Origin of the sequence: Vagococcus fluvialis, from assembly GCF_048815235.1 — a bacterium.
GTDB lineage: Bacteria > Bacillota > Bacilli > Lactobacillales > Vagococcaceae > Vagococcus.
Map to the genome: position 1 here is coordinate 15,755 of NZ_JBMEAO010000006.1, position 24,463 is coordinate 40,217.

The window sequence follows — 24,463 nt, forward strand, 5'->3', positions numbered from 1 at the left end:
AGGAATTATATGACTCAAACAATTCACTACGAAACAACTAAACATATTGCTGATCAATCCTTACGTAATTTATACATCTCAATTGGTTGGACATCTTACACAGAGCAATTAACTGACTTAAACGTACTACTACAAGGTAGTCGTCTTGTCATCAGTGCTTGGTATGATAATCAATTAGTTGGCCTCATCAGAACAATTGGTGATGGTGTTTCGATTGAATATGTTCAAGATTTACTTGTTCTTCCAGAATTTCAAAACAGAGGTATCGGCAGTACATTATTAGAAAAAGTAAAAAAAGAGACCTCTCATATCAGACAATTTGTTTTAATTACAGACAATAGTCCTGAGAACCAAACAACTGTAGAATGGTATGAACAACATGGTCTCATCCCTGTTTCAGATGCTAACATCGTCGCTCTTTGGAGAAAATAAGAAGGAGTTATTAACCAATGAAAGATTTTACACATCCAAAATTCCCAACGATTCACATTAAACTATTATCAAATACTGAAAATTCAACTGAATTAGAAGCTTTACTAGAAGGCTCTTCTAGCTCAAGTATCTTAGACTTTGTACCAGAAGGCTCAAACTTAGATGCTAAATACATTTACGGTATTTTTGATGATGCTTCATTAATCGGTGTAATTGATTTAATCGAGGACTACCCAACTAAACAAGGAGCTTTTATTCATCAATTCTTATTAAAAGAACATGCTACTGATGAATTAGCAGAAACATTATACTTAGCTCTTGAAAAAACAGTCCAAGAAACTGGTATCACTTCTCTTGAGATTTCTTCTGAGTTAAGTGAACAAGCTATTTGGAAAACATTAGGTTTTGTAGACAATAAAAAAGCGATTTAATTCTCAGAGGACGACTCAATTCGTCCTCTTTTTTGATACAAAATAGATGTGCCTAATCTTAATAGCATGGTAAAATAAACTTACTTAGTTTGTAGGAGGTTTTGTTATGCTATTTCATAAAAAATTAACTCGTCAAAGTGTTTATCATTCTGTTTTTATTTTTACAATTATTTACTTTATATTAATGTATTTTCAAAAGAGAATTTTATTTGGACTTTTCCAAACGCAATTATCTTTTTCTATTCCCAATATTATCGCATTAATCACTAGCGATAATACGCTTGATGCCTTAACTAGTCGAGCCATAAATGGTGCCATTCTAACAGGTGGATTTCTTATTATTGAAATTTTACTTTTCATTATCTTGATTATTCATTTTCTATTTAAGTTATGGCGTGTCCATTATATCGAGCAATTAAGAAAATTTGATTTTCTTCTTGTTCTTGGATTACTGACTTTATTATTTGGTAGTTTTTATTATGCTTATATTTTAGGTACTACATCCTTAGAGACTTATACTACTATCTCAACGTCTCTTAACCGAGTAACACCTAAGCAACTCCAACTACTCAGTGAGAAATGGAAAGATTTTATTTTTAATTATCAATTCTCTTTAGGCTATTTACCTCGAGATGTATCTATGGTTATCGAACATGTTAAGGGGTTAATTGCTAACGTTAAAGAAATCGCTCAAATCCCTGATGTAATTAATCATTACTTTAATCGTTTAAGCGAATTAAAATTCCATTACTTTTTACTTATGTGTGGAGGATTTGGAACTCTTTTAGTCTCTCAATTATTTGAATATCGTTTGATTGTAAAATCTTTTAGAGAGTTAAAACTAAAACGTAAAGTAGAGAAACGTGAAAGTAAAAAAGCTGAGAAAGCAGAAAAAACTAAAGAAATTAAAACAGAAGAAACAGTTACAACTGATCAGCTAACAACTATTTTAACTAATCAACAAGAATTAATGACTAAAATCATCGATTTACAAAGTGAGATGCAAGAAACGATTAACAAAGATAAGAAAAAATAACTATATTAAAACCATAAAAAAGACCATATAATGTAGTGCACCCCTAAAGTTAGAATTTTTGGTCTAACTTTAGGGGGTGCACTACATTATCCACAGATAATATGATCTTTTTTTATTTATTCACATAATCAGCAACTAACTCTTGAATTTCTTCATAGATTTCAGCTACTTCGTCTAGATTACTTGCATTAGCGCCGCTTGCTAACGGGTGCCCGCCACCATGATGGCGTTTAGCAATCGTGTTAATAATTGGACCTTTAGAACGTAAGCGAACACGGTAAAAACCTTCTGGTTGAGCCACAAATATTGCCCAGGCTTTCATTCCTCTTACTTTACCAGGAATTGGAATAATTGCAGGTGTTTCAGAATCAACGACACCAAAGCGGTCTAAAACTTCTTGTGATAATAAGACCATTCCTGCTCCATTTTCATCTACTTGAACGTTTTCCATAACATAACCTGACAAACGTAAAACATTTTCTGGCATTTCAGTCATTTCACGGTTTAATTCTGCCACATCAAAGTCAAATTCTCTTAATTTACTACCAACAAATAATGTGTGACTAGTTGTTGCTGGGTACTTGAATCGTCCTGTATCTCCAATAATTCCGGCGTACAACAATCTTGCTGCTTCAACAGTCATCACTAATTCTTTTTCAAATTCTGTATAAAAATCATAAATCAATTCACTGGCACTACTTGATTTCGTATTAACCCATGATAGGTCTCCGTAAGGCTCATCATCAGGATGGTGGTCCATTTTAATTAAAAAGTCACCTAATTTGTATTGCTCTCCACTGATACGTGGCTCATTAGCAGTGTCTGTTACAATCACTAAGGCTCCTTGATACATCTCATCTGTTACTTCTTCCATCTCAATTAAATATGAAAGAGTGTTAACAGGTCCTCCAACTACGTAAATTTCTTTTTCAGGAAAAGAAGCTCGTAAAATCTCAGCTAATCCTCCTTGAGAACCTAATGCATCCATATCTGGACTTTGATGACGGTGAATCATGATTTTATCATATTCTTTTATTTTTTCTAATATCTCTTGAGTTACTTTCATTTCTTCCTCCTATGCCTGTTCCATTAACTGGCAAACTGTAATTGCTTTAGCTACAACAACGTTATCAATAAAGACTTCAATATCTAGTTTAGCAGAACGTCGACCAACTTCAATAATTTGAGACTTAAATTCTATTTCACTATCAATTTGAATCAATTTAAAATAATACAAACTCATTTGTTCAATCACAGAGTTATAATGATATTTCACTGTTAAAGTTCTTTGAGCTACTTTTGATATAATCTGGTTTAACACACCAAATGAAAGTGTCCCCATATTATTTACCATTTGAGGCGTCACTACAAATGAAAATTCTGGTAAATCTGCGTCTTCTTTTCCTTCTTTTTCAACTACTTCATCCATAATTAAATCGGATAATGTATTAGATACTTGAGGTTGTCTTTGAGCTAACTGCATTGCTTTCATCACATCACGTCTTGAAACTATCCCAATTAAGGTTAAGTCATCTTCAACCACAGGAACAATCTCTAGTCCATCCCAAATCATCTGATGCCCAATACTAGCCACACTCATATGCTTTTTTGCTCTTCTTGGCTCTTTAGTCATTATTTTATCAATTGGCTGTGTTAGAGCCTTATTCACAACATCTTTAGCTGTAATAATTCCCACTAAACGATTTGATTTGTTTACAACAGGGAAACGTGAGAAACCACTTTTTTCAGAAATCTCCTGATAATCTCCAACAGTATCTCCCATACTTAAATAAATCGTTTTTTCAAATGGCGTTTGGATATCTTCAACTAGCATAATATCCTTTTTAATCATTTGGTCACTAATAGCTCGATTGATAGTTGTTGCTACTGTGAACGTGTCATAAGTCGTTCTAATAATCGGCATCTCTACTTCATCTGCTAAAGATAAAATCTCCTCAGACACATCAAATCCGCCTGTTAACAGAACAGCTGCGCCATTTTCAAGTGCTAAGCGTTGTACGCCTTCTCTATCTCCCACAATCATAAGAGAACCTGAAGTGATATACCGAAGCATGTTTTCTTCTGTCATTGCTCCAATAATAAACTTTTTAAGTGATTTATCTAGTCCTTTACGTCCTGCTAAAATATCCCCTTCAATAATTTTAGAGACTTCACCAAATGTTAATCTTTCAATATTTTCTTTTATTTTTTTTTCGATTCTAATAGTTCCAACACGTTGAATAGTGGATACTAAACCAATATTCTCAGCCTCTTTAATGGCGCGATAAGCAGTTCCTTCACTCACTGATAATACTTTCGCAATTCCTCTTACAGATATTTTTTCACCAACTGGTAGTGTTTCAATATGTTCCAGAATTTGATCATGTTTTGTTACTGCCATGTTAATTCACCTAATTCTTTCTTTATCTTACTATAGTTTTAATATTCTGTTTCATTCAAAAAAATACTAACTCATTAACATTCTAACATGATTTCACTGTAAAATAAATTGCAACGATTATAACAGTTATTTCAATTTATCAGATAATTGCAGTACAGATAAAAAGAGAACGACTAATTAGTCGTCCCCTTTCATTCCTATTCACTTTTTTTAGCTTGATAGAATCGCCACGCTGTTATAACAGTTGCTAATAAACAGATACTAAAAGAAACAATATAAGTAGTATGCATGCCGTAAACAAAAATATCTGGTCGGCCTTCAACAAAACCAACGACACGTTCACCCATTTTAAAACTCATTGACTTATAAAGAATAGTAGTCGAAATTGAGATTCCCATAACCATTCCAAAGTTTCGAGCTAAGGCATTTAAACTCCCTGCTACACCATACTCTTCTTTTTTTACACTAGACATAATAATCGTATTGTTTGGCGCTTGGAACATCGCGTTCCCTGCTCCAACAAGAGACATAATAACTAAAAATAATGGCACAGGTGAGTTTTCACCTAATACTAAGTACCCAATTTGACCTAGTGTAATTAAAACTAATCCAATTAACGTAATCAAGTGCGGTCCTTTTTTATCTGTTAAATAACCACTTAAAGGAGCTCCCACAACCATTACTAAGGGGAAAACCATCATTAGCATTCCAGCGATATTAGCTTCTAATCCTAATACATTTTGTAGATAAAAAGGATTCACCACATTAGCAAAAAAGTTGGTAATAAAAATCATCGTCGCTGTTAGCAAACTGACTGTAAATAACTTATTACTAAATAATTTAAATTGAACCAATGGCTTATCGTGTTTCATTTCATAACGATAGAAAACAACTAAAGACACTAATGCAACTACAATCATTAACCAAATTATTTTTTGATCAAATCCTATTTCCTGTCCTAAGAAGATGCCGCCAAAGAATAACATAATGAATAAAGCAAATAGAATAAATCCTACAAAATCAATTGATTCTCCTGTTTTCACTTCTTCTTTTGGTAAAAAATACCAACCAAACATCAAAGTAATAATACCCACTGGCACGTTAATCCAGAAAATATAAGACCATTCAAAATGAGACAAGATAACGCCACCAATACCAGGCCCTGCAATCGCTCCTAAAGAAACAAACGAACCAATTAGCCCTAAAGCTCTTCCTCTTTCTTTTGCTGGGAATATTTCAGTAATAATCCCGCTACTTGTAGCCATTGTCATACTAGCTCCAATCGCTTGAACTACTCTAGAAACAAGTAATAATGGTAAGCTCCCTGGAATACCACATAAAAAGGAACCGATAATAAAAACGATGGTACCAATTTTAAACACTTTGATTTTACCAAAACTATCGCCAATTTTTCCAAAAATCAGTAAAAAGACACAGATTGCCATTAAATAAATAGAGACAATCCATTCTGATAAGTTCATGGCTACACCTAAATCTTCTGATATCACTGGCAAGGCGATATTGACAATACTGCCATCTAAAGTTGACATGAATGTAAATAAACCCACTGCGGCTAAACTAAACCAGCGATATTTTTGAATCTTTTCTTGATTCATCTTGTTCTCCCCTTTTAACAAAACAAATGTAGGTCAACTTGGCTAAGTCAACCTACATCTGTGCATTCTATTTTCTTTTTTGGCTTGATTCCATGATAACTGGTAAAATAACCGGTCTACGTTTTGTTTGATCATATAGATAACGACTTAATTGTTCTCTAATCTCTTGTTTTAAGACACCCCAGTCAAAATCTGATTTGCCTAGGTTTTCAAGAACCACATTCTCTACTATCGTTGCACTTTCAGTCATTAAATCCGTACTTGTTTTCATGTAAACAAAACCTTTAGACGTAATACGAGGTTTTGAAATGATTTTTTTTGCACGACGATTGATTGTCACAACCGCAATAAAGATACCATCTTGAGATAAAATCTTACGATCACGTAAAACGATATTTCCAACGTCCCCTACGCCTAAACCATCAATTAATACATTATCAGCGTCTGTTGTACCAGTCATACGTAGTCGACCTTTTTCAAACTCTAAAATGTCTCCACGACCTGTAATAAAGATATCTTGGTAATCCATTCCTACTTCATGAGCTAACTCAGCATGAGCTGCTAGTAAACGGTATTCACCTTGAACTGGAATAAGGTATTTAGGTTTCATTAAGTTAATCATTAATTTAAGATCATTTTGGTTACCATGACCTGACACATAAAGGTTATCAGAAATAGTTTTCACTTGACCACCAGCACGGTAAATCATGTCTTCCGTTTTAGCCATTGTCGTTTCAATCGAAATAGACGGAGTAGTTGTAATATAAATTAAATCTCCTTCTTCGATATTGATTGATTTGTGGCGACGACTAGCCATTTTTTGTAACGATTGTAACGGCTCACCCATACGACCTGTTTCTAAGATGATTAACTGATCAGGACGTTTGTTTTTCATTTCTTTTTCGCTAATTAGTAATTCTTCATTAGGCAATACTAGTTTACCTAATTTTATAGCTGTTTGAACAATTTGTTCTGCATCTTTTCCAGTAATGACGATATGACGCTCAGCTTTATCTGCTGCATCAAAAATTTGTTGCACACGTTGAATATTACTTGCCACACTGGCTACAATAATACGACCATCCCAATAACGAATCGTATCATAAACTTCTTCAGCCACTTGATTTTCAGAAGCAATTAAAGCTGTGCTTTCTGAATTACTAGAATCACTAAGTAAAGCAAAAACGCCCTCTTTACCAATTTCTGCTAAACGAGCAAAATCCGTTGCATAAGGAGCTGATGCGCTTTGGTCAAATTTAAAATCTCCTGTGTACACAATATTTCCTTCACTTGTTCTAATTGAAATACCTAAAGAATCTGGCACTGTATGAGTTGTTCTAAAGAAACTAATCACAGCACTACCAAAATCAATTTCAGTAAATTCATCTACAACATGAAATTCATTAAAGTCTTTTGTTTTGGCATAATTTTTAACATTTATTTTAGCTAACTCAGTTGTTAACTCAGACCCAAATACTGGTACAGTAATATTCTCTAACAGATATGGTAAAGCACCAATGGCATCGGCATGACCATGACTTAAGAACACTCCTGCAATTTTATCTTTGTTTTCTAATAGATATGAAAAATCAGGAATAACCATATCAATTCCTAACTGCTCATTTTCTGGGTATTTTAATCCGCAATCTAAAACAAAGATTTCTTTCTCCAGCTCCACAACGTAGATACTCTTTCCATTTTCTCTAACGCCACCTAGAGGGACTATTTTTATTTGACTCACTCTTTCCACCTCATTATTTTTTTACGACTTGATTAATTTCAGTCATTATTTTTGTCTTTTCTTCATTATTACATGAAACAAGAGGTAGTCTTGGCTCTCCAACTAATAAGCCCCATTCGTTATAAACAGTTTTAATAGGTGCAGGCGAAGGCACAGAGAAGACAGCATCAAACACGGGATTTAATTCCCCATGAATTTTGGCTGCTTTTTCTATGTCTTTCTCTTCTAAAGCTTGATACATTTCAAACATTTCATCCCCTACAACATGTGAGGAAACTGAAATAATACCATCTCCACCAATTAATTTACATGGTAGTGATAAATGATCTTCTCCAGAATAGACTAAAAAGTCTTGAGGTGTATTATTTACAATACTTGTAAAAGCCTCTAATCCTTGACATTCTTTTGTTCCAATAATATTTGGTACTTTTGCTAGTCTAAGAGTTGTCTCAACTGTCATATTGACCCCCGTTCTGCCTGGGACATTATACAGAATGATTGGTAAATCGCTTGCTTCTGCTAATGCTTTAAAGTGTTGATACATACCTTCTTGACTTGGTTTATTATAATAAGGAACCACACAAAGCCCTGCTGTCACACCTTGTAAGTTAGCTACTCTTTGAATAAAAGAGATAGAAGCTCTTGTATCATTGCTTCCAACGCCACAAATAACAGGGACACGACCTGCAACTGACTTAATGGTTTCCTTGTATAAGATTATTTTTTCTTCTTCAGATAAGGTTGGAGATTCTCCTGTTGTGCCACCCACAACAATACCTTCTGTATGATGCTCTATTAAATAATTTACCACAACTGGAATCATTTCCATAGCTAAATTACCTGATTCATCAAAAGGTGTAATCATTGCTGTCAAAATACGCGCATTCTTTAATTCATTTATCATTTTTAAGTCCCCTTATCCTGCCACACGAACTAAATCCATCTCATGCAATGTTTCTGCAATTTGAACGGAATTCCAAGCAGCACCTTTCAATAAATTATCTGATACAACCCACATATGGAATCCTGTTGGTGTATCTAAATCACGACGAATCCGTCCTACAAACACATCTTTGTGCCCAACAGCTGTCCTTGGTTGTGGATAAAGTTGTTCTTCTGGCTTGTCTTGTAAAGTAACTCCTGGAGCATCTTTTAATAATGCTTGTAACTGAGAAACTGTCACATCTTTTTTAGTTGTCTCAATATAGATAGACTCTGAATGACCTGACATAACCGGAACACGAACACAAGTCGCACTAACTTTAATCGTATCATCAGACATAATTTTTTTGGTTTCATTAATCATTTTCCACTCTTCTTCTGTGTAGCCCTCAGCACCAAACACATCAATCTGAGGTAACGCATTAAACGCTAAAGGATAATGTTTTTTATCCCCTGAACAGGGTAAAATATTAACTTCAACTTCTTCTTTGCCATCTAATATGTCTTTAGCTTGTTGTTTTAATTCATTGACTGCTGCTACACCTGCTCCACTGACAGCTTGATAAGTTGACACAATTAAACGCTCTAAACCAAAAGACTCACGGATTGGTTCTAAAGCAACCATCATTTGAATCGTCGAACAATTTGGATTGGCAATAATACCTTGATGATATTGTAAATGATGAGCATTAACTTCTGGTACAACTAAAGGCACATCCTTATCCATACGAAAAGCACTTGTATTGTCAATAACGACACAGCCGCGTTGTACAGCCTCTTGAGCATATTCTCGAGAGATAGACCCTCCCGCACTAAACAAGGCTATCTGCATACCTAAAAAAGCGTCTGGCGTCAGTTCTTCAATGATGTACGTCTCACCTTTGAAGCTAATCTCTTTTCCTGATGAACGCTTAGAAGCTAAAAATTTAATCCCACTAATTGGAAGTGAACTTTCTTCCAACATTTCTTTCATTTTTGTGCCAACAGCACCAGTGGCACCAACGACAGCTATATGATATCCCGACATTTAACATTCCTCCATTTATACACAATTTTCCCGATTTTACTTAACTCCCATTTTAGCATAAAAAAAAGAAAAATTCTTTAAGGAATCTTTCTCTCAACACCTTCTATTTGGTTAAATTTAAACGATCTAATACTTTAATTAAAACTAAGGAAATAACCATTCCAAAACCCGTTTGAAACACATTTCCAATAATAGAAGCGACACCTGCTACACTGCCATATAAAAACCAAGTAGCAAAAAAATAACCCACTATCATTAATAGCGACGCGCTTATTAACGAAATCATTCGCCCTGAATTAGATCCATTTCTTGTAAATCTACCAGCCACATAACCTTGCAAACCATGAATCAAAACTGAAAAAGGCAACCACTGAGGATAACCTAATAATAAATCTAACATTCCTCCACTAATTGCTCCTACAACGAACCCTGCAGGTCCACCAAACAACATAGCTGCTATATAAATGCCAACTTCAAGAAAATTAACATATCCTTTTGTTAAAGGAACTGGAATGACAAAAAACAAGGCTAACACGACACTTAAAGCTGTCAACATCGCTAGTATGGCTAATTTTTCTCTTACAATCTTCATAAGAAAACTCCTAAACTATTTTTATTGTCTTATTCTACGTCAAAACTACTGGTAATAAAAGAAAATGAGATTGTAAAATAAGTTTTCACCTATCCTACAACCTCTTTTATTAATCTCTAAACTGTGCATCATAAAGACGTTTATAAGCTCCTTCTTTAGCCATTAACTCTTCATGAGTTCCATCTTCAGCAATACCTTCCTCGTTAACGACAATGATACGCGTTGCTTGTTTAATCGTCGCTAAACGGTGAGCAATCATTAACGTCGTACGTCCCTCTGATAAGGACATTAAAGACTCTTGAATAACATTTTCAGTTTCTGTATCTAAAGCGGATGTAGCTTCATCTAAAATCAAAATCGGCGGATTCTTTAAAAACATACGAGCAATAGCCACACGTTGTTTTTGACCACCAGATAATTTCACACCACGCTCACCAATAACAGTATCAAGACCTTCTGGCATATCTTGAATCACTTGATTCAAATGAGCTAACTTAATTGCTACTTGAATTTCTTCTTCGCTAGCACCAAGTTTGCCGTAAGCAATATTTTCTTTAATCGTTCCCGGGAAAAGAAAAACATCTTGTTGAACGATACCAATTTGTTTACGTAAAGAACTCATGGTCACGTCTTGGATATTAAACCCATCAACTGTTATATCTCCTGAATCAATCTCGTAAAAACGAGGTAGTAAGTGACATAAAGTTGTTTTCCCAGCACCACTTGGTCCCACAAAAGCAACCGTCTCACCTTGCTTAATAGATAAAGATAGATTATCTAAAACTTGCGTCCCGTCACCATATGAAAAATTAACTTGATTGTAGTTAATATCTCCTTTAAGGCTTTCTACTTCAACTGCACCATCTTTGTCTTGAATACTTGGTTCTTTATCCAATTCATCTGTTAAACGCTTAAAGCCAGCAAACCCTTTTGGATAACTTTCAAGCATAGTATTAATTTTCTCAATTGGTCTTGCAAAAACATTAGATAGAAGAATAAAACCAACAAAGTTACCGTTAGTAATGTCTCCTTTAATAGTGTAATAAGAACCAAATATTAGAGCAAATAAACTAATTAAACGAATCAATAAATAATTATAAGAAGAACTTAAAGCCATTGTTTTATAAAAAGCTAACTTAGATTGACGATATAATTCATTTAATTTACCAAATTTTTGTTTCTCAAAATGTTCATTGGCAAAAGCTTGCGTCACTCGAATCCCACTAACACTAGCTTCAATCCCTGCATTAAACTCACCTAAATTATCGTAAATCTTAGTATTTACTTTAGTCATACGCTTATTAAAATAAGCAAGGGCTACAGTAATAAACGGCACCATAATAGCCGTTGCCAATGCTAATTGTGGATGAATATTAAACATTAATAAAAACGAACCCACTAAAGTCATAACTGTGATAAACACATCTTCTGGACCATGATGGGCAAGTTCTGATATTTCAAATAAATCAGTTGTTAAACGACTCATCAACTTACCTGTTTTTTGATTATCATAAAACTCAAAAGGTTGTTTTTGAAAATGAGCGAATAACTGATTTCTCATATCCGTCTCAATGTTCACACCTAACTTGTGCCCAAAATAAACCACAATATATTGAAAAGCTGTATTAATGACATAAAAGAATAACAGCAAAGTACTAACCATAAAAATTAAGCGTAGATTTCCACTTGGCATAATTTTATCAATCACTTGATTAACAATCACTGGAAAACTTAACTCTAAAAGCGCAGCGATAACAGCACAAGTAAAATCTAATATAAATAAAGCCTTATAAGGCTTATAATAAGCAAAAAAACGTTTAAACAAACCAATCCCTCCAAATCCGATACTGAAATTATACTATAACAAAAGTTTTGATATTTTGTTATCTTTCCCCCTCGAAATTGATAAATTGACAAAAAAAAAAGTTAGATAGTTAATCTAACTTTTTTAAAAAAGTATATTTTATTTTGATGAAGTTAAAGTCCAAGTAACTTTACCAATATAGCTACCAGCTACTGCTTTTCCTGTTGCAATATCTAATGTAGCATCTCCTAAGCTAGTTTTAGCTCCTGCTTCAGCTTCAGCTGCTGCTGCTGTTGCTGTGAAGAATTCAACTGCGTCTCCATTAGCATCCATAACAAAAGGTTTTACAACAAAACCTGCATTTCCAATATCCACACGGTCAGTACCAATTGCTTTTGGCGCAAAATCAATTGTTCCATCTGATTTATTAACTAAATCACCAATATCGTATTTAGTAATATCACCAGGCACAATAGACATTTTAGCTGGTAACTTTTCATTACCTGCTTCCAAGGCACTTAATTTACCAGTAACTTTCCAGTCTCCACCTACACGCTTGCCATCCTCATCTTTTCTATCATCATTAACAACAATAAAACTTTTTTCTTTATTTGCGTTTTCATTTTTTAGCTCTAAAGCTCCAGTAGTTTCTGATCCAGTAAATTTAAATACATCTGGAACATAAACTAAAGATAACTTATCTTTGTATGGTCCAGGTACTACGATAGTACCACCCTCGTTAATTCTCACTTCAACGTTTGAATCATATGAATCATGTTCTGTTGCTGCATAAGTATTTACAACTCCTGCTGATAATACTACAGCCGATAATAGAACTGTTCCTAAAATAGTCTTCTTCATTATATATTACACCCTTTCATTTTTTTACAATAATTATTAATTATTGTTTTTTCCGTATTTTAATTATACCTTATATGAAAGCATGAGGTTAAAATTATTCTGCTTCTATTAGGTATATATTAATACTAACACACACCGTTCATAAAAGATACCTTTTTATAACAAAATGTTTATTTTAATTATAAAAATATTTTTTCATCATATTCATTGAACAAAGAGCTCATTTTTATACATTTAGTTCATAAAAGACATTTTTAAACTAAAAAAAATTACAAAAAAACCGATTAAATGAACTCTCTGAATAAAAAAATTAATTATTAGTTTAAAAATTACTAAATCTCTCAATCTGTTGTCTCACATCTTGTAGCAAGTAGATACCAATACCAATATTAGCTAGACCAATTAATAATATAGTTAAATTTAACATAATATTAGCTTTACTTTTTCTTAGTCTTTTTATTAATGATGAACTATTTGACAAAGTCATCATAAAAAAGATAAAAGCGATTAATGCAAATATCGCCACAATGATAATCCATAAATAATCTTTCATTACTTAATACTCCCATCTAATATATTCTCTCGTCATTCTGTTTATCAGTATTCCGATTAAAAAGATTAATAAAGACAATCCCACAATAACATAGATAAAGGTAGTAATAATTTCACCTGTTTGAGGTAAAATTCTTATTGGCTTTGGCTCACTAGGTTCGTATATAGTTTCTTCGTCTTTAGTAATAACTTTATCTGGTCCCTTTTTAATCTCAATTTCTGTTTTTGTCTCCAAATTATTTTTTGTTTCACTTATTTCAGCTTTTGTAATAGTTGGAGAAAAAATTATTAGTGATACCAAACAAACTAACAAACTATAGATTTTTAATTTTCTCAATCCAATAGCCTCCTCCCTACTTCTTTTTTCTTCCTTTCTTACTTTTTCCTCTGTTACTTCTCTTACGAGCTTTAATTTCAGTAATCCATTTTTTATTTCTCATATATAAAATAATGCATAATAAGATTAGAATAACGTTCATAATAATAATCAACATTTTCATAAAATTAGGTGTTTGAACAGAAAAGGCTGCTTGATTATTCAGCTTTTTAGCATCTTCACCTCTGATTTTAAAGTCTTTAGTTAAATCAAAGCTTTCAAAATCATTACTAGCTTTAAAGTTGAATGTGTATTCTCCAGTTTCAAAATTAGTTAATCCCCAAGGTATTTCGTAAAGTACTTTTGAGTTCGGAGCAAAAGAAAAGTTATCGATATTTTTCTCTTTTAATTTTTTACTGTCACCTTTTTTTGTTACAAACGCTCTTACTTCTAAGTCTTCAATAGTTTTAGGTAGTGGATTTACTAATTCTCCTTGAATTACTTTTGACCCATTGCTCACAAACGCTTTTGCATCCTCTAATTTTAGAATATCTCCATCATTAAATAAGTCTCCTGATTCAGATGTAATAACACCTATTCCGTATTGATACTCTTGACTTACTCCGACAGATGATTCTTCTGTTTTTTCTTTAACAATAACTCGCCCCATCTTTGCTCCCTCATATGTTTCAGCTGGTGGGTTAATCTCTAAAAAGACTATTTTTTCTTCTTCTGGTTTAACTGTAACCACTTTTTCAGTAGGAGCTAAAATCTCAGACATTGGATTTTTTAAAGAATCGTGTACTTTTTCAAGGTTGGTAGTATAATCAATACTACCAGTTTTAGTAGATATTGCATTTTCAACAAATATCTCTACTGTAATATCTTTATCTTGAACATTTAAAACTGATAACTCTATTTCCTGTTTTACACCAGGCTTTGTTTCAAAATAATAATAACCTAAACTATTATCTATTTGTGTTTGAGGTAAGATAGGTCTAATTTCAAATCCTATTCCATGCTTTTTATCATCTGCTGCATCTACGCTAGTAACAAACGAGAAAAGCAAAATAATTACTAAACATACTTTTTTAATAATATTATTTTTCTTTTTCATTTATAATAAAATCTCCTTTGCTATTCAAAACTAATTGATCTGTGGCATAGACTTCAAAATAGTATTCCTTGTCTACTATGAAAATATCACCTGACAATTTTGATGAATTAAGTTTTCTCATTTTTTTATTGAGTCCATCCTTTGCCTGATCTTTCGTTAAAAAAGCATCACTTGAAAAAATAATATCACCTTTTTTGAAATTCACATTTGAACTAAACAACAGATTAGACACATATAGTGATGTACTTACAACTATCATCGATAAAATAACTAACAATAAATGAACTGAGAAAAAAACATTTGACAACACACAGACAATAGCGATAAAAAATAAATTAGCAAAAATCATATAACTAAGAATTTCCCTTTGATTTTTTATACTTGTCACACGGTAAAAATAAATTGAAAGCAAACTAGTTACTGAGACCAGTACAAAAAATACAGCTAACATGATAATTAACTCATTACCACGATAATTAGTAAATTCTAGAATTTTTATCATATATGAGCTTCCTGGTGTTATGAATTCTTTTACTTGAGAATAGAATCGATAAACTTGGAAAATATACACTAACCAAAACAGCGCTAAAATCACAGAAAATATCTTTGCTATAACATTCTTATTGACACTCACAATAAATCCTCAACTTTCTTTAAATTTAAAATCAGAAAATTTTTAGAAGAAATATTTATTTTCTAACTTACTAATAATATATCATTATAGGTATTTTTTTTGAACAACATTTTATTTTCCTTAATAAAAATGTAATGTTTTTTATTATTCAATAGAAATAACAACTATAAATTTAATATTTTATAAGAAATATACAGCAATAAGCATCTTATTTATAATTTTATAACACTTTTGTATATTATTTTTTTCTGAAGTTTATTATTTTTATAAAATTGGAGTATCTCGAACAGTATAAGTCACTGTACTCTTATAATTTCCCACTACTTGACCTGTTGGTATTCTTAATTGAACATTAGTATCTGCTGAGGCTCCATAAGCAAGTGTCCATTCTCCATAACCATTACCTGCTTTTGCGCCTGCCAATGTTACTGGTGTATTATTATCTTCTACTATAGTACCTTTTACATTTTCATCTATGAATCCCTTATCTTTTCCATCTGAAATTGGTAGATGTTTATTCGCATCTCCGCCTGTAGTAGTTGTTGGTACAACATTAGGGTAGAACAACTTAATATCCTTAGCTTCGCTTGTTCCATCCTTAAATTTTGACATCTGAACTTGTAAAGTCCACCCCGGCTTCCATCCACTAAATTCAGTCACTTTAATGTTAAGATCATTTGTAGCTTTCGCATCTACATCTCTTGGTGAAATAGTTTGTGGACCAAAAAGTAAAGAGTTAGCCTCTATCATGATTGTTCCGTCTGGATTTGTTACAATTTCAAAAGTTGCATCTGTTTTCTTTGAATCCTGTTCCGCAGCCAAAACATTAGTTCCTACAACAAAACCTAAATTTGATATTAACAAAGCACCAATTAGTAATTTTTTTGTGTTCATAATTATCCTCCTTAAATAAAAAATTGATTTGTATAATTCCATTATATCATTTATCGTATCTTTTTTAAACACATATTGTATTTTTTTGTATTAAACAACTGTTATATTGTTGTCAATCCCATAAATATCATTCTAAGTAATCAAAATAATCAGTTGCTTATTATGTCAGACTGTTTTATCATAAAAGGGTATTAAAAAAAACATAAGAAATGAGGTGTTTCAAAAAATGAAACTAAAAAAAACTTTCTTATTATTGACCACTCTCTTATCATCTTTAATGATTACTAACACTCCCTCATTTGCGGATAATGAAAACATGGATTTTACTATGTCAGTAGCACAACCAAAAAATCAAATTGATAAGACAGTAACTTATCTAGATTTATTAATGGAACCTTCTCAAACTCAAGAAATTGAAGTAACTGTTAACAACACTGGAAAAAAAACAAAGACTTTTCAAGTAACACCAACAAATGCCATTACAAATATTAAAGGTGAGATAGAGTATAATAAGCAAAGTAAAGACTACCAATATGATGACACACTAGTTACTCCTTTTACATCTTTAATCAGTGAAAAGCAAGAGGTGGAGATAGAAGCTGGAAAATCAAAAACTTTAACTTTCAAGTTAGAGTATCCTAAAGAACCCTTTGAAGGGGTTGTACTTGGTGGATTAGTTACTGATATTGTAGATGACGAAGAATCTATACAAGCTGAGGAAAACGTTACTTTTATCAATAAATTTCAAATGATTAAAGGAGTTGTCCTACATGGAGTTAACGAAGATAATATTACTCCTATTATCGAATTAAATAATATTAAACCCGCATTATATTCATATCGAACAGCCGTTACAGCTAATTTACAGAATAAATCACCTATTTTAATTGGCGGAGTAGCAGTTGATGCACAAATCACTAAATTTAATTCAGATAAAGTAATCAAGTCAGAACAACGAACTGATATTGAATTTGCTCCTAATTCTAATTTTGATTTCCCTGTTATGTGGGATAACGAACCATTAGAACCAGGAAGATACACTTTAAATATGACTGTAAAAACAAAAGAACAAGATTTTACTTTTGACAAAAATTTTGAAATCTCAAAGGAACAAAGTTATCGAATTAATAAAGAAGCGATTGAGTTAGTTGAAAATAAAAAAAATGTTTTTAATTATTTTATTATAGCCGGAATTGTTGCAGCTACTGTCTTAGCTATTTTCATTGTTTTTTGGCTTTCAAAAACAAAAAAAGAAAATAAAATTAATCAACAAAAATTAAAAGACATACGTAAAAAAAATATCGCTAAACTTAAAAAAGAACAAAAAAAGCGTAAATAATAATAAACATGAGCTCCTAAGTTAGAAATCAAATCTAACTTAGGAGCTCACTTTTTATTTAATCAAAGATTATTCCGGAACATCGTCTAGACTCCATAGTAAATCACCTTGATAATTCCCTGCTGAATTACCTATTTTTTGAGTCAACCTCATTCCAACATTATCTTTACCTTTCATATCTAATTCACTGAAAAGCTCGTTTGGGTTATCTTGAGTTAATAATTTTGTACCGCCTATTCCAATTGGAGTCTTACTATTATCAGCACCATAATAAATCAGTTCTCCTAAGTATTCTTCACCAGTAGGTTTACCACCTTTTTTAATGCCTTTCGGTAGAGACACTTTAAGCTCCCAATTTTTATGCTGTAATGTATTGACTATTTCTACATCGGCTTTTTCTTTATCGGGTAATTTATGAACAGACTGATCCTTAGTTGTGTTGATTTGACCAAATTTCAAATCTGGCACACTTTCAAAAAACATCTGACCTTCATATTCAAAAATTAAATCGAAGGGGTCGTCTGGTATTTCAGTTAATTCTCTTTTTTTCCCATCAACTTTGATAATGAATTTAGATTTGTCAATATCTACGAAACCATCATGATTCACAACTAATTTTTTATCGGTAATTAACTGATCAACTAATTCTGATATAGAATCACCTATTGTGACATTTTCTTTGTAATTCGTAATCGGTGTCTTATTCTTTAAATCAGAATAAATCACATCATCTGTCCCTTTATAAACTTGCTTTAAAGTCATTTCCACTTCACTTGGTATAACTGTAAATTTAATTTTTTTACTTAATGGTTCATTAGGTACTTCTAAAGTTACATCAAATACACCTTTTTTAGTTGACGTTGAAAGTCCACCATAATCTGTCACTTTGATTTTATTTGTAAAATCTTCTTTACGATTGTTAACTATTTTATAGGCTTCTGCCTTACTCTCTGTTAGGATGTATTCTTCTAGGTTCGTAATTTGTTTTAGTTCATTTTGAGTAATACTTATATCAGATGCCTCAAGTACGTTTCTTTTATCACTTTCAAAGATAATTAAATTTGATTTAACTACTCCTTTTTTACCTGCGTTATCAATTACATAAACTTCTACTTCATGAGTTCCTACTACTGACATCATCGCTGCTACATCATTAATGTCTGTTTTATATTCATAAGTAAAATTTTGCGGTAATGGATGAGTATCTGTAGGATTTTTAACAAATACTGAAGGTAATGGTACTGGACCTCCCTCCACTTCTAAATACTCATTTGACTCACCTATTGGCGGTGTTTCATCTAATACTGTTTGATATACAGATTTTTCTTTACCATCTTTAAACCCATAAACTTCAATTTCAGTACCTGCATTAAAATTACCTGACGGAAGAGTGTATGTATACTTGCCAGATGCAGGTACAATTAAAGTGAAATTATCAAGCATTTTTCCAAAAACAGGATTATCACTTGATGTTAATTCTACAGGTGACTTTATTCCATTGTTTTTCGGATCAATTTCTGTCGGTCTTCCTGAACCTGCAATAGGAGTTGTAGATAAACGTAAATACGAACCAGGGGTCGCTGTTCCTGAAACTGTAGTTGAACTTTGATCAGTAGACACATCTGTTGCTACTGTATCAATTGTCAAATCTACGTCTGGAATAAACTCATATTGTAACCTTTGATACCCCGCCGAACTATTTCCAGTATATGTATTAAAGTTAGCTTTGAATTCGTCTACTGTATTCTTAGTTGTTGATGCAGCTGTAAACTTAGAGCTTGTTCTTTGGACATTGGGCCCATTATATGGTATTCGCATCCCAAACATAGGTGCATATGATTTAAAGTTTGGAACATCCTCATCAACTATGTTTGCTCCCTTCGTCCAAGTATTTACTTTTTGAACATCTACATAAAAATTACCTGGATTTGTCATATTAATAAGCCTAGAATTAGTATGAACATTACTATTTAAAAACTTAATGTCTACACTCTGCGCATCTGTAAATCTAAAATCCGCATTAGACCCCATATCTAATATCGCTTTGTTTCCTGTCCCGTCTGTTTCAACTATGAAAGAGCCTTTTCTACTCACCATAAATTTTGCATTTGAACCAACACTCATAATTGGTGACTGTCCGCCTTTTGTTCCTGTAGATGATATCGAAAATATAGCATCTGTCCCTACTGTTAGAGATGTGTTATCACTCAATTGAATAGGTCTAGTCCCATTTATTCCAGGGAATATTCCATTTGTATCATTTCCAACTAAGTTAACGCTCAGCTCAGATCCTTCTTTCAACTCAATTTTCGATCCTGACTGCTCTAAAAAAATAGCTGTTTTTTTCCGTGTAGGACCAGAATTTATTGTTAATTTGGCATTTTTTTCTAAAACAACGCTTCCTTGCTGTACATGTAAAGAAGGTGCTTGTTCGTTATTATAATCTATAGGCGTAAAGTCATACGGACTATCATCACTAGTGTCTAACAAGACATCAGCACCTTCACCCAATCTAACTGTACCTGAGCTAAGAACTTGAAGGTTTCCATCTTGTTCCGAAGTCGCAATAAACGTTGAATTTTTTGCAAAAGTCACATTAGAACTTTGCATATTTCCTTGACCAGCATTAGGTGTATGTTTATTGCCATCAAATGTATATTCTATAACAACATCTGTTCTGACATTGCCAGAAAAGAAAACGTCTTGATTGTCAGATCGCATTAACTGTGATCCTATATGATGTACATTATGATTGTATACTTTAGATCCCTTATTTGGACCATTAGCTGTCACCCATCCATAATAGTTCATAGCATAAACTTCCATATTCTGAGAATAAATACTTACAGGAGTATTACCACTATCATACCAAAGCCCATACCTTCTAAAATTTACTTTGGCATTTCTGTAACCACCTTCTCCATCAGGAATACGACCATCTAATACTTTAGTAATTCTTTTTCCTTTACTAAAATTAGTTGCAGGATGATAAGCTCCACCTGTAGTTGTTCCACCTAAAAGTGAATTCGTATTACCTATATCATTCATAATTTTCACATATTTAGTTTCTTCACTTCTCATATGCTTAACTAAGTCTTCAAAATTTGTAACTTCTACATACTCTCCTCTTTGCTTGAAAGGTTCAGCTGATTGTTCATAACTTGTTTCTTCAACAACTGCTTGTCCTATATTTGGTATAAGTAAGGTAAAACTTAAACATAGTAGAGCACCAATAATTAATTGTTTTATTTTCACAACTTTTCCTCCATTTCTATAATATTTTCTCAGTTTTATTTTCAATTATAAAATTAGTAGATAGCACCTCTTTTAAGTATTCACACTTTTATTATACCTTATACGAACGAAATATACAAAAAACATTTACATAACTTTTTCAAATCAAAAAACTACATAAATTACACAAATAGCAAAACAACAACTTTAAAATGAGTTTAAAATAAAAAAATCATACAAATAGACTTAACTCTACTTAATATGATTTTTTATATAATTTTTTTAAACTCCTACATCCAATATATCCTGTATATCTTCAATAGTCATCTTGCTTAATTCTTTTACATCTTCTGAGTTTAAGACTTGTTGGAATAATTCTTTTTTCTCTGCTTGTAGTCTATTCATTTTCTCTTCAACTGTTCCCTCAGAAATCAGGCGCCAGACCTCGACTTTTTTCTTTTGTCCCATACGATGAGCTCGTCCTGTTGCTTGGTCTTCAACAGCTGGATTCCACCATAAATCATAAAGAATAACAGTATCTGCTCCAGTTAAGTTAAGTCCGGTCCCCCCAGCTTTTAGTGAAATTAAGAAGACATCCTTATCACCACGGTTAAATCGATCCACCATCTCTTGTCGTTTACTAATTGGTGTACTTCCTCTTAAATAAAAGGTTGTGATTTCTTTTTTAGCTAACTCTTCTTCTAAAATATCAAGCATTCCTGTAAATTGAGAGAATAATAAAATGCGTCGACCATTTGATTTAGCTGTCTGAATAATATCTAAAGCTTGAATCAGTTTTCCAGAGTCTCCCTCATAATCCTCAATAAATAATTTAGGGTGACAACAGATTTGTCTTAGTCTAGTTAAGCCTGCTAAGATCGAAATCCGGTTTTGATTTAATTCTTTTTTCGACATACCAACTAAACTTTTTTGCATCTGTCTTAAGTGAGCTACGTACACAGTTTTTTGCTCTTCTGTTAAATGACTGTAAAGATCTGTCTCAATCTTATCTGGTAAATCTTTAAGGACTTGTTTCTTCTCACGTCTTAAGACAAATGGCTGAATCATCATAGCAATACTTTCTGTTGGCAGTTGCTTAAATCGTCTTAACGGTGGAAAAAAGCCTGGCATTAAGATTCTAAATAATGACCATAATTCCTCTAATTTATTTTCAATCGGTGTTCCACTCAAGGCGAAATAGTGATCTGCTTTTAGTGTTTCTATAGTTTGGAATGTCTTAGTTGCTGCATTTTTTATCATTTGTGCTTCATCTAAGATTAAACTATGGAAAGTTTGCTCATTGTAAATATCAAAATCTTGTCTTAAAGTTGCATATGATGTTACTAAAACATCCACGTCTTTATGAGCCTCAACTATTTCTTCACGCTCTAGTTTACTACCAATCACAACAGCTACTTTTAAACTTGGTGCAAATTTTTCAATTTCAATTTGCCAGTTATATAATAAACTTGCTGGAGCAACAATTAACGAGGGACTTGTTAACTTACCTTCTTCTTTTTCAGATAACAAGTAAGTAATGGTTTGAACTGTTTTCCCAAGTCCCATATCATCAGCTAAAATACCACCAAATTGATAGTGACTTAACATCTTCAACCATTTAAATCCTGTCACTTGATATTCCCTTAAACTAGCATTTAAGCCTTTTGGTAAAGGAATTTTAAAATCATTAGGATGTGTTAAGTCATGAACCATTGTGTTGAACTTATCTGTTGTTTCCACATCAGCCATTTCTGATAAAGCATGATTCACCATTAACCCGCGATATCTAGGGACTTCTAATTTTCCTTTTCTTACTTTGATATCTCCTCTTAGTTGTTGCAAGACTGTACTTGTTTCTCTAAAACCTTGCTCATCTAAGAATAATAATTGACCACTTTTTAATTGATGGTAATCTTGTTGTTTCATTAAACTAACTAAGACATCATTAATTTCAGATTCTTCAATATTTGAAATATCAAATTTAATATCTAGCCAAGAACCATCTTCTTGAATACTTACTTTTGGTTGATAGTCTGTTGTATTTAAAAATAGATTACCAATATTTGGTGCAATACCAACTTCAGCATATTTTCTAATAGTCGGTACTTCTTCACGAATAAATGAATACAATTCTTGCTCTTTCGGTAACATTTTAATAAATGCGTGCTGCCTTTTTGCATAGCCAAAATGTTGTAACAATTTCTCAATACGTTTTTCTTGAACTTGATTTCTAATGACATGAGATTCTTTTCCTGTATCAGTTATATACTCACTATTACTTGAAAAAGTAACATCTCCATAAACATAATCAACTCTAGCAGTTAACTGTCCCCCATCTTCTTCCATCCAAATTTTAGTTCTAAGTGGTACTCGAATCATTTCACTTTGTAAATCATCTGAAACAAAAATTCGAGCGATGGCATCTAGATTAGGTAAAATATAAGAGAATAATTCCCCAACATTATTTTTGGTAAAAAGGACTTCTGGCTCTTCCAAGCGTTTCAATAATTGTAGTAACAACTCATATCTGTCAGCTTGTTCCTTTGTTAACTCATAAATAGAATGTTTACCAATTGCCCACTGATATTTTTCTAAGTACATCTCTAAAGAGTCTTCGATTACTAATTTGTAATCACTTGTTCCAACTGGTATTACCTTAATATCAATTGGTAATTTTTCCTTTTTAAAAATAATAGTTTGCTTTTTATCCTCAGGTGTATTAAAAACCAAGCGATCTGTTTGCATTAATTCCGCGACAAATAATTTAGTTACGCGACTGTTTAAAATTAAATATCTGCGATTAATCTTTCCTTTTTGTTGAACACTAACTTGGTCCACTAATTCTTGAGAATCTCTGACTTTAAGTAATTCTTCTAATAAAAACGTATCTCTTTGAGTAAATGAGTTATCACCAATTTTATAGCTTTTATCAGTTAGCTTATAATTATTTTTCTTCTCATAACTATCTAAAAAATCTAAAATATTTTTGACGACATAAGTTTTACTACCTGGAAAGCGACTTCCTATTTTTAAAGAAACACCTATTACCGATTGTTCTGGATGAAAGGATAGGGTTTCAACCACATCAATATTAAATTCAATCTTTAAGGGATCACTTGTTACTAATGTTTTTTCAGTTTCAGCTTCTTGAAATCTCTCAAAGCTTTTTGAAAAGATATCAGCGTGTGTTGGTGCTTGATATACTTTTTGTGTGTTCACTTGTTTTTTGATGTATCTATTAAGTCCTTTATCTCTTAGAGCAAGCTCTGTGGCTACTGTATGTTTACAAAAACCATGTTGTTGCCAGTAAGGACATTGGCAAACGTCATCTTCTTTAGCCGTTCCGTCTAATTCAATGTGAAAGACTTCTGAACCAACTACTTCTGCATACCATACTTGTTGTTCTTCATTTTTACTAATTGAAACAACTCGGCCGTCTTTAGCATATTCACGACCTTCTTCAACTACTTTTTCAGGGATGGACCATTTCATCT

20 protein-coding genes are annotated in these 24,463 nt (G+C 32.5%); 4 read left to right on the forward strand and 16 right to left on the reverse strand.

Annotation, left to right across the window (positions count from 1 at the left end; genetic code table 11):
• The first annotated feature begins 9 nt into the window (after nt 1-9).
• From ACODH8_RS05055 to ACODH8_RS05065, 3 genes are all read left to right on the forward strand, one after another.
• Nucleotides 10-432, forward strand: coding sequence for a GNAT family N-acetyltransferase (locus ACODH8_RS05055; RefSeq protein ID WP_332465935.1), 423 nt, complete (start codon nt 10-12; stop codon nt 430-432).
• A 17-nt stretch (nt 433-449) separates the two neighbouring features.
• Nucleotides 450-863: a hypothetical protein gene (locus tag ACODH8_RS05060; RefSeq protein WP_332465936.1), complete on the forward strand. Its 414-nt coding sequence runs from the start codon at nt 450-452 to the stop codon at nt 861-863.
• Between the two features lie 106 nt (nt 864-969).
• Nucleotides 970-1,899, forward strand: a complete 930-nt coding sequence (locus tag ACODH8_RS05065) for a hypothetical protein (protein WP_332465937.1) — start codon at nt 970-972, stop codon at nt 1,897-1,899.
• A gap of 112 nt (nt 1,900-2,011) precedes the next feature.
• Here the strand turns inward: ACODH8_RS05065 and ACODH8_RS05070 are convergent, their stop codons facing one another.
• The 14 genes from ACODH8_RS05070 to ACODH8_RS05135 all read right to left on the reverse strand — a co-directional run bounded on the left by ACODH8_RS05070 (nt 2,012) and on the right by ACODH8_RS05135 (nt 16,396).
• Nucleotides 2,012-2,965 carry a bifunctional oligoribonuclease/PAP phosphatase NrnA gene (locus ACODH8_RS05070; protein ID WP_332465938.1) on the reverse strand — a complete coding sequence of 318 codons (954 nt, stop codon included), beginning with the start codon at nt 2,963-2,965 and terminating at the stop codon, nt 2,012-2,014.
• A 9-nt stretch (nt 2,966-2,974) separates the two neighbouring features.
• Nucleotides 2,975-4,300: a DRTGG domain-containing protein gene (locus tag ACODH8_RS05075; protein ID WP_332465939.1), complete on the reverse strand. Its 1,326-nt coding sequence runs from the start codon at nt 4,298-4,300 to the stop codon at nt 2,975-2,977.
• A gap of 197 nt (nt 4,301-4,497) precedes the next feature.
• A complete protein-coding gene (locus ACODH8_RS05080) occupies nt 4,498-5,916 on the reverse strand; it encodes an MFS transporter (protein ID WP_332465940.1) in 1,419 nt (472 codons plus the stop codon).
• A 67-nt stretch (nt 5,917-5,983) separates the two neighbouring features.
• Nucleotides 5,984-7,657 (reverse strand): ribonuclease J, encoded by a 1,674-nt coding sequence (locus tag ACODH8_RS05085; protein WP_332465941.1) that lies wholly within the window; start codon nt 7,655-7,657, stop codon nt 5,984-5,986.
• Between the two features lie 13 nt (nt 7,658-7,670).
• Nucleotides 7,671-8,561, reverse strand: coding sequence for a 4-hydroxy-tetrahydrodipicolinate synthase (gene dapA, locus ACODH8_RS05090; protein WP_332465942.1), 891 nt, complete (start codon nt 8,559-8,561; stop codon nt 7,671-7,673).
• Between the two features lie 12 nt (nt 8,562-8,573).
• Nucleotides 8,574-9,626, reverse strand: a complete 1,053-nt coding sequence (locus tag ACODH8_RS05095) for an aspartate-semialdehyde dehydrogenase (protein ID WP_332465943.1) — start codon at nt 9,624-9,626, stop codon at nt 8,574-8,576.
• A gap of 103 nt (nt 9,627-9,729) precedes the next feature.
• Complete coding sequence (locus ACODH8_RS05100) at nt 9,730-10,218, reverse strand: ECF transporter S component (RefSeq protein ID WP_332465944.1); 489 nt, start codon at nt 10,216-10,218, stop codon at nt 9,730-9,732.
• Nucleotides 10,219-10,327: 109 nt separating this feature from the next.
• On the reverse strand, nt 10,328-12,043 hold the full coding sequence (locus tag ACODH8_RS05105) for an ABC transporter ATP-binding protein (RefSeq protein WP_332465945.1): 1,716 nt from the start codon (nt 12,041-12,043) through the stop codon (nt 10,328-10,330).
• A gap of 138 nt (nt 12,044-12,181) precedes the next feature.
• Nucleotides 12,182-12,883: a hypothetical protein gene (locus ACODH8_RS05110; RefSeq protein ID WP_332465946.1), complete on the reverse strand. Its 702-nt coding sequence runs from the start codon at nt 12,881-12,883 to the stop codon at nt 12,182-12,184.
• Nucleotides 12,884-13,205: 322 nt separating this feature from the next.
• Entirely contained in the window at nt 13,206-13,436 is a 231-nt protein-coding gene (locus ACODH8_RS05115; RefSeq protein ID WP_332465947.1) for a hypothetical protein, read from the reverse strand.
• Between the two features lie 3 nt (nt 13,437-13,439).
• Nucleotides 13,440-13,772: an LPXTG cell wall anchor domain-containing protein gene (locus ACODH8_RS05120; RefSeq protein ID WP_332465948.1), complete on the reverse strand. Its 333-nt coding sequence runs from the start codon at nt 13,770-13,772 to the stop codon at nt 13,440-13,442.
• 16 nt (nt 13,773-13,788) lie between these two features.
• Entirely contained in the window at nt 13,789-14,868 is a 1,080-nt protein-coding gene (locus ACODH8_RS05125; RefSeq protein ID WP_332465949.1) for a DUF916 and DUF3324 domain-containing protein, read from the reverse strand.
• Complete coding sequence (locus ACODH8_RS05130; protein WP_332465950.1) at nt 14,852-15,370, reverse strand: hypothetical protein; 519 nt, start codon at nt 15,368-15,370, stop codon at nt 14,852-14,854. The genes ACODH8_RS05125 and ACODH8_RS05130 overlap by 17 nt, the downstream gene beginning before the upstream one ends.
• 396 nt (nt 15,371-15,766) lie before the next feature.
• Nucleotides 15,767-16,396, reverse strand: coding sequence for a WxL domain-containing protein (locus ACODH8_RS05135; RefSeq protein WP_332465951.1), 630 nt, complete (start codon nt 16,394-16,396; stop codon nt 15,767-15,769).
• Nucleotides 16,397-16,622: 226 nt separating this feature from the next.
• On the opposite strand from ACODH8_RS05135, the gene ACODH8_RS05140 reads away from it, so the two are divergent.
• A complete protein-coding gene (locus tag ACODH8_RS05140; protein ID WP_332465952.1) occupies nt 16,623-17,735 on the forward strand; it encodes a DUF916 and DUF3324 domain-containing protein in 1,113 nt (370 codons plus the stop codon).
• Between the two features lie 69 nt (nt 17,736-17,804).
• Here ACODH8_RS05140 and ACODH8_RS05145 read toward each other — a convergent pair whose 3' ends face one another.
• Together ACODH8_RS05145 and ACODH8_RS05150 are read right to left on the reverse strand one after the other, a co-directional pair.
• A complete protein-coding gene (locus ACODH8_RS05145) occupies nt 17,805-20,990 on the reverse strand; it encodes a pectate lyase-like adhesive domain-containing protein (RefSeq protein WP_332465953.1) in 3,186 nt (1,061 codons plus the stop codon).
• A 261-nt stretch (nt 20,991-21,251) separates the two neighbouring features.
• The gene (locus ACODH8_RS05150) at nt 21,252-24,461 is read right to left on the reverse strand and encodes an SNF2 helicase associated domain-containing protein (protein ID WP_332465954.1); all 3,210 of its coding nucleotides are present in this window, start codon (nt 24,459-24,461) and stop codon (nt 21,252-21,254) included.
• Between the last annotated feature and the right edge of the window lie 2 nt (nt 24,462-24,463).

Excerpts from the sequence above, each read along its gene's own strand:
- ACODH8_RS05055 (WP_332465935.1), top strand. The coding sequence starts at position 10 with ATGACTCAAACAATTCACTACGAAACAACTAAACATATTGCTGATCAA.
- ACODH8_RS05060 (WP_332465936.1), top strand. The coding sequence starts at position 450 with ATGAAAGATTTTACACATCCAAAATTCCCAACGATTCACATTAAACTA.
- ACODH8_RS05065 (WP_332465937.1), top strand. The coding sequence starts at position 970 with ATGCTATTTCATAAAAAATTAACTCGTCAAAGTGTTTATCATTCTGTT.
- ACODH8_RS05070 (WP_332465938.1), bottom strand. The coding sequence starts at position 2,965 with ATGAAAGTAACTCAAGAGATATTAGAAAAAATAAAAGAATATGATAAA.
- ACODH8_RS05075 (WP_332465939.1), bottom strand. The coding sequence starts at position 4,300 with ATGGCAGTAACAAAACATGATCAAATTCTGGAACATATTGAAACACTA.
- ACODH8_RS05080 (WP_332465940.1), bottom strand. The coding sequence starts at position 5,916 with ATGAATCAAGAAAAGATTCAAAAATATCGCTGGTTTAGTTTAGCCGCA.
- dapA (WP_332465942.1), bottom strand. The coding sequence starts at position 8,561 with ATGATAAATGAATTAAAGAATGCGCGTATTTTGACAGCAATGATTACA.
- ACODH8_RS05095 (WP_332465943.1), bottom strand. The coding sequence starts at position 9,626 with ATGTCGGGATATCATATAGCTGTCGTTGGTGCCACTGGTGCTGTTGGC.
- ACODH8_RS05100 (WP_332465944.1), bottom strand. The coding sequence starts at position 10,218 with ATGAAGATTGTAAGAGAAAAATTAGCCATACTAGCGATGTTGACAGCT.
- ACODH8_RS05110 (WP_332465946.1), bottom strand. The coding sequence starts at position 12,883 with ATGAAGAAGACTATTTTAGGAACAGTTCTATTATCGGCTGTAGTATTA.
- ACODH8_RS05115 (WP_332465947.1), bottom strand. The coding sequence starts at position 13,436 with ATGAAAGATTATTTATGGATTATCATTGTGGCGATATTTGCATTAATC.
- ACODH8_RS05125 (WP_332465949.1), bottom strand. The coding sequence starts at position 14,868 with ATGAAAAAGAAAAATAATATTATTAAAAAAGTATGTTTAGTAATTATT.
- ACODH8_RS05130 (WP_332465950.1), bottom strand. The coding sequence starts at position 15,370 with ATGATAAAAATTCTAGAATTTACTAATTATCGTGGTAATGAGTTAATT.
- ACODH8_RS05135 (WP_332465951.1), bottom strand. The coding sequence starts at position 16,396 with ATGAACACAAAAAAATTACTAATTGGTGCTTTGTTAATATCAAATTTA.
- ACODH8_RS05140 (WP_332465952.1), top strand. The coding sequence starts at position 16,623 with ATGAAACTAAAAAAAACTTTCTTATTATTGACCACTCTCTTATCATCT.
- ACODH8_RS05150 (WP_332465954.1), bottom strand. The coding sequence starts at position 24,461 with ATGAAATGGTCCATCCCTGAAAAAGTAGTTGAAGAAGGTCGTGAATAT.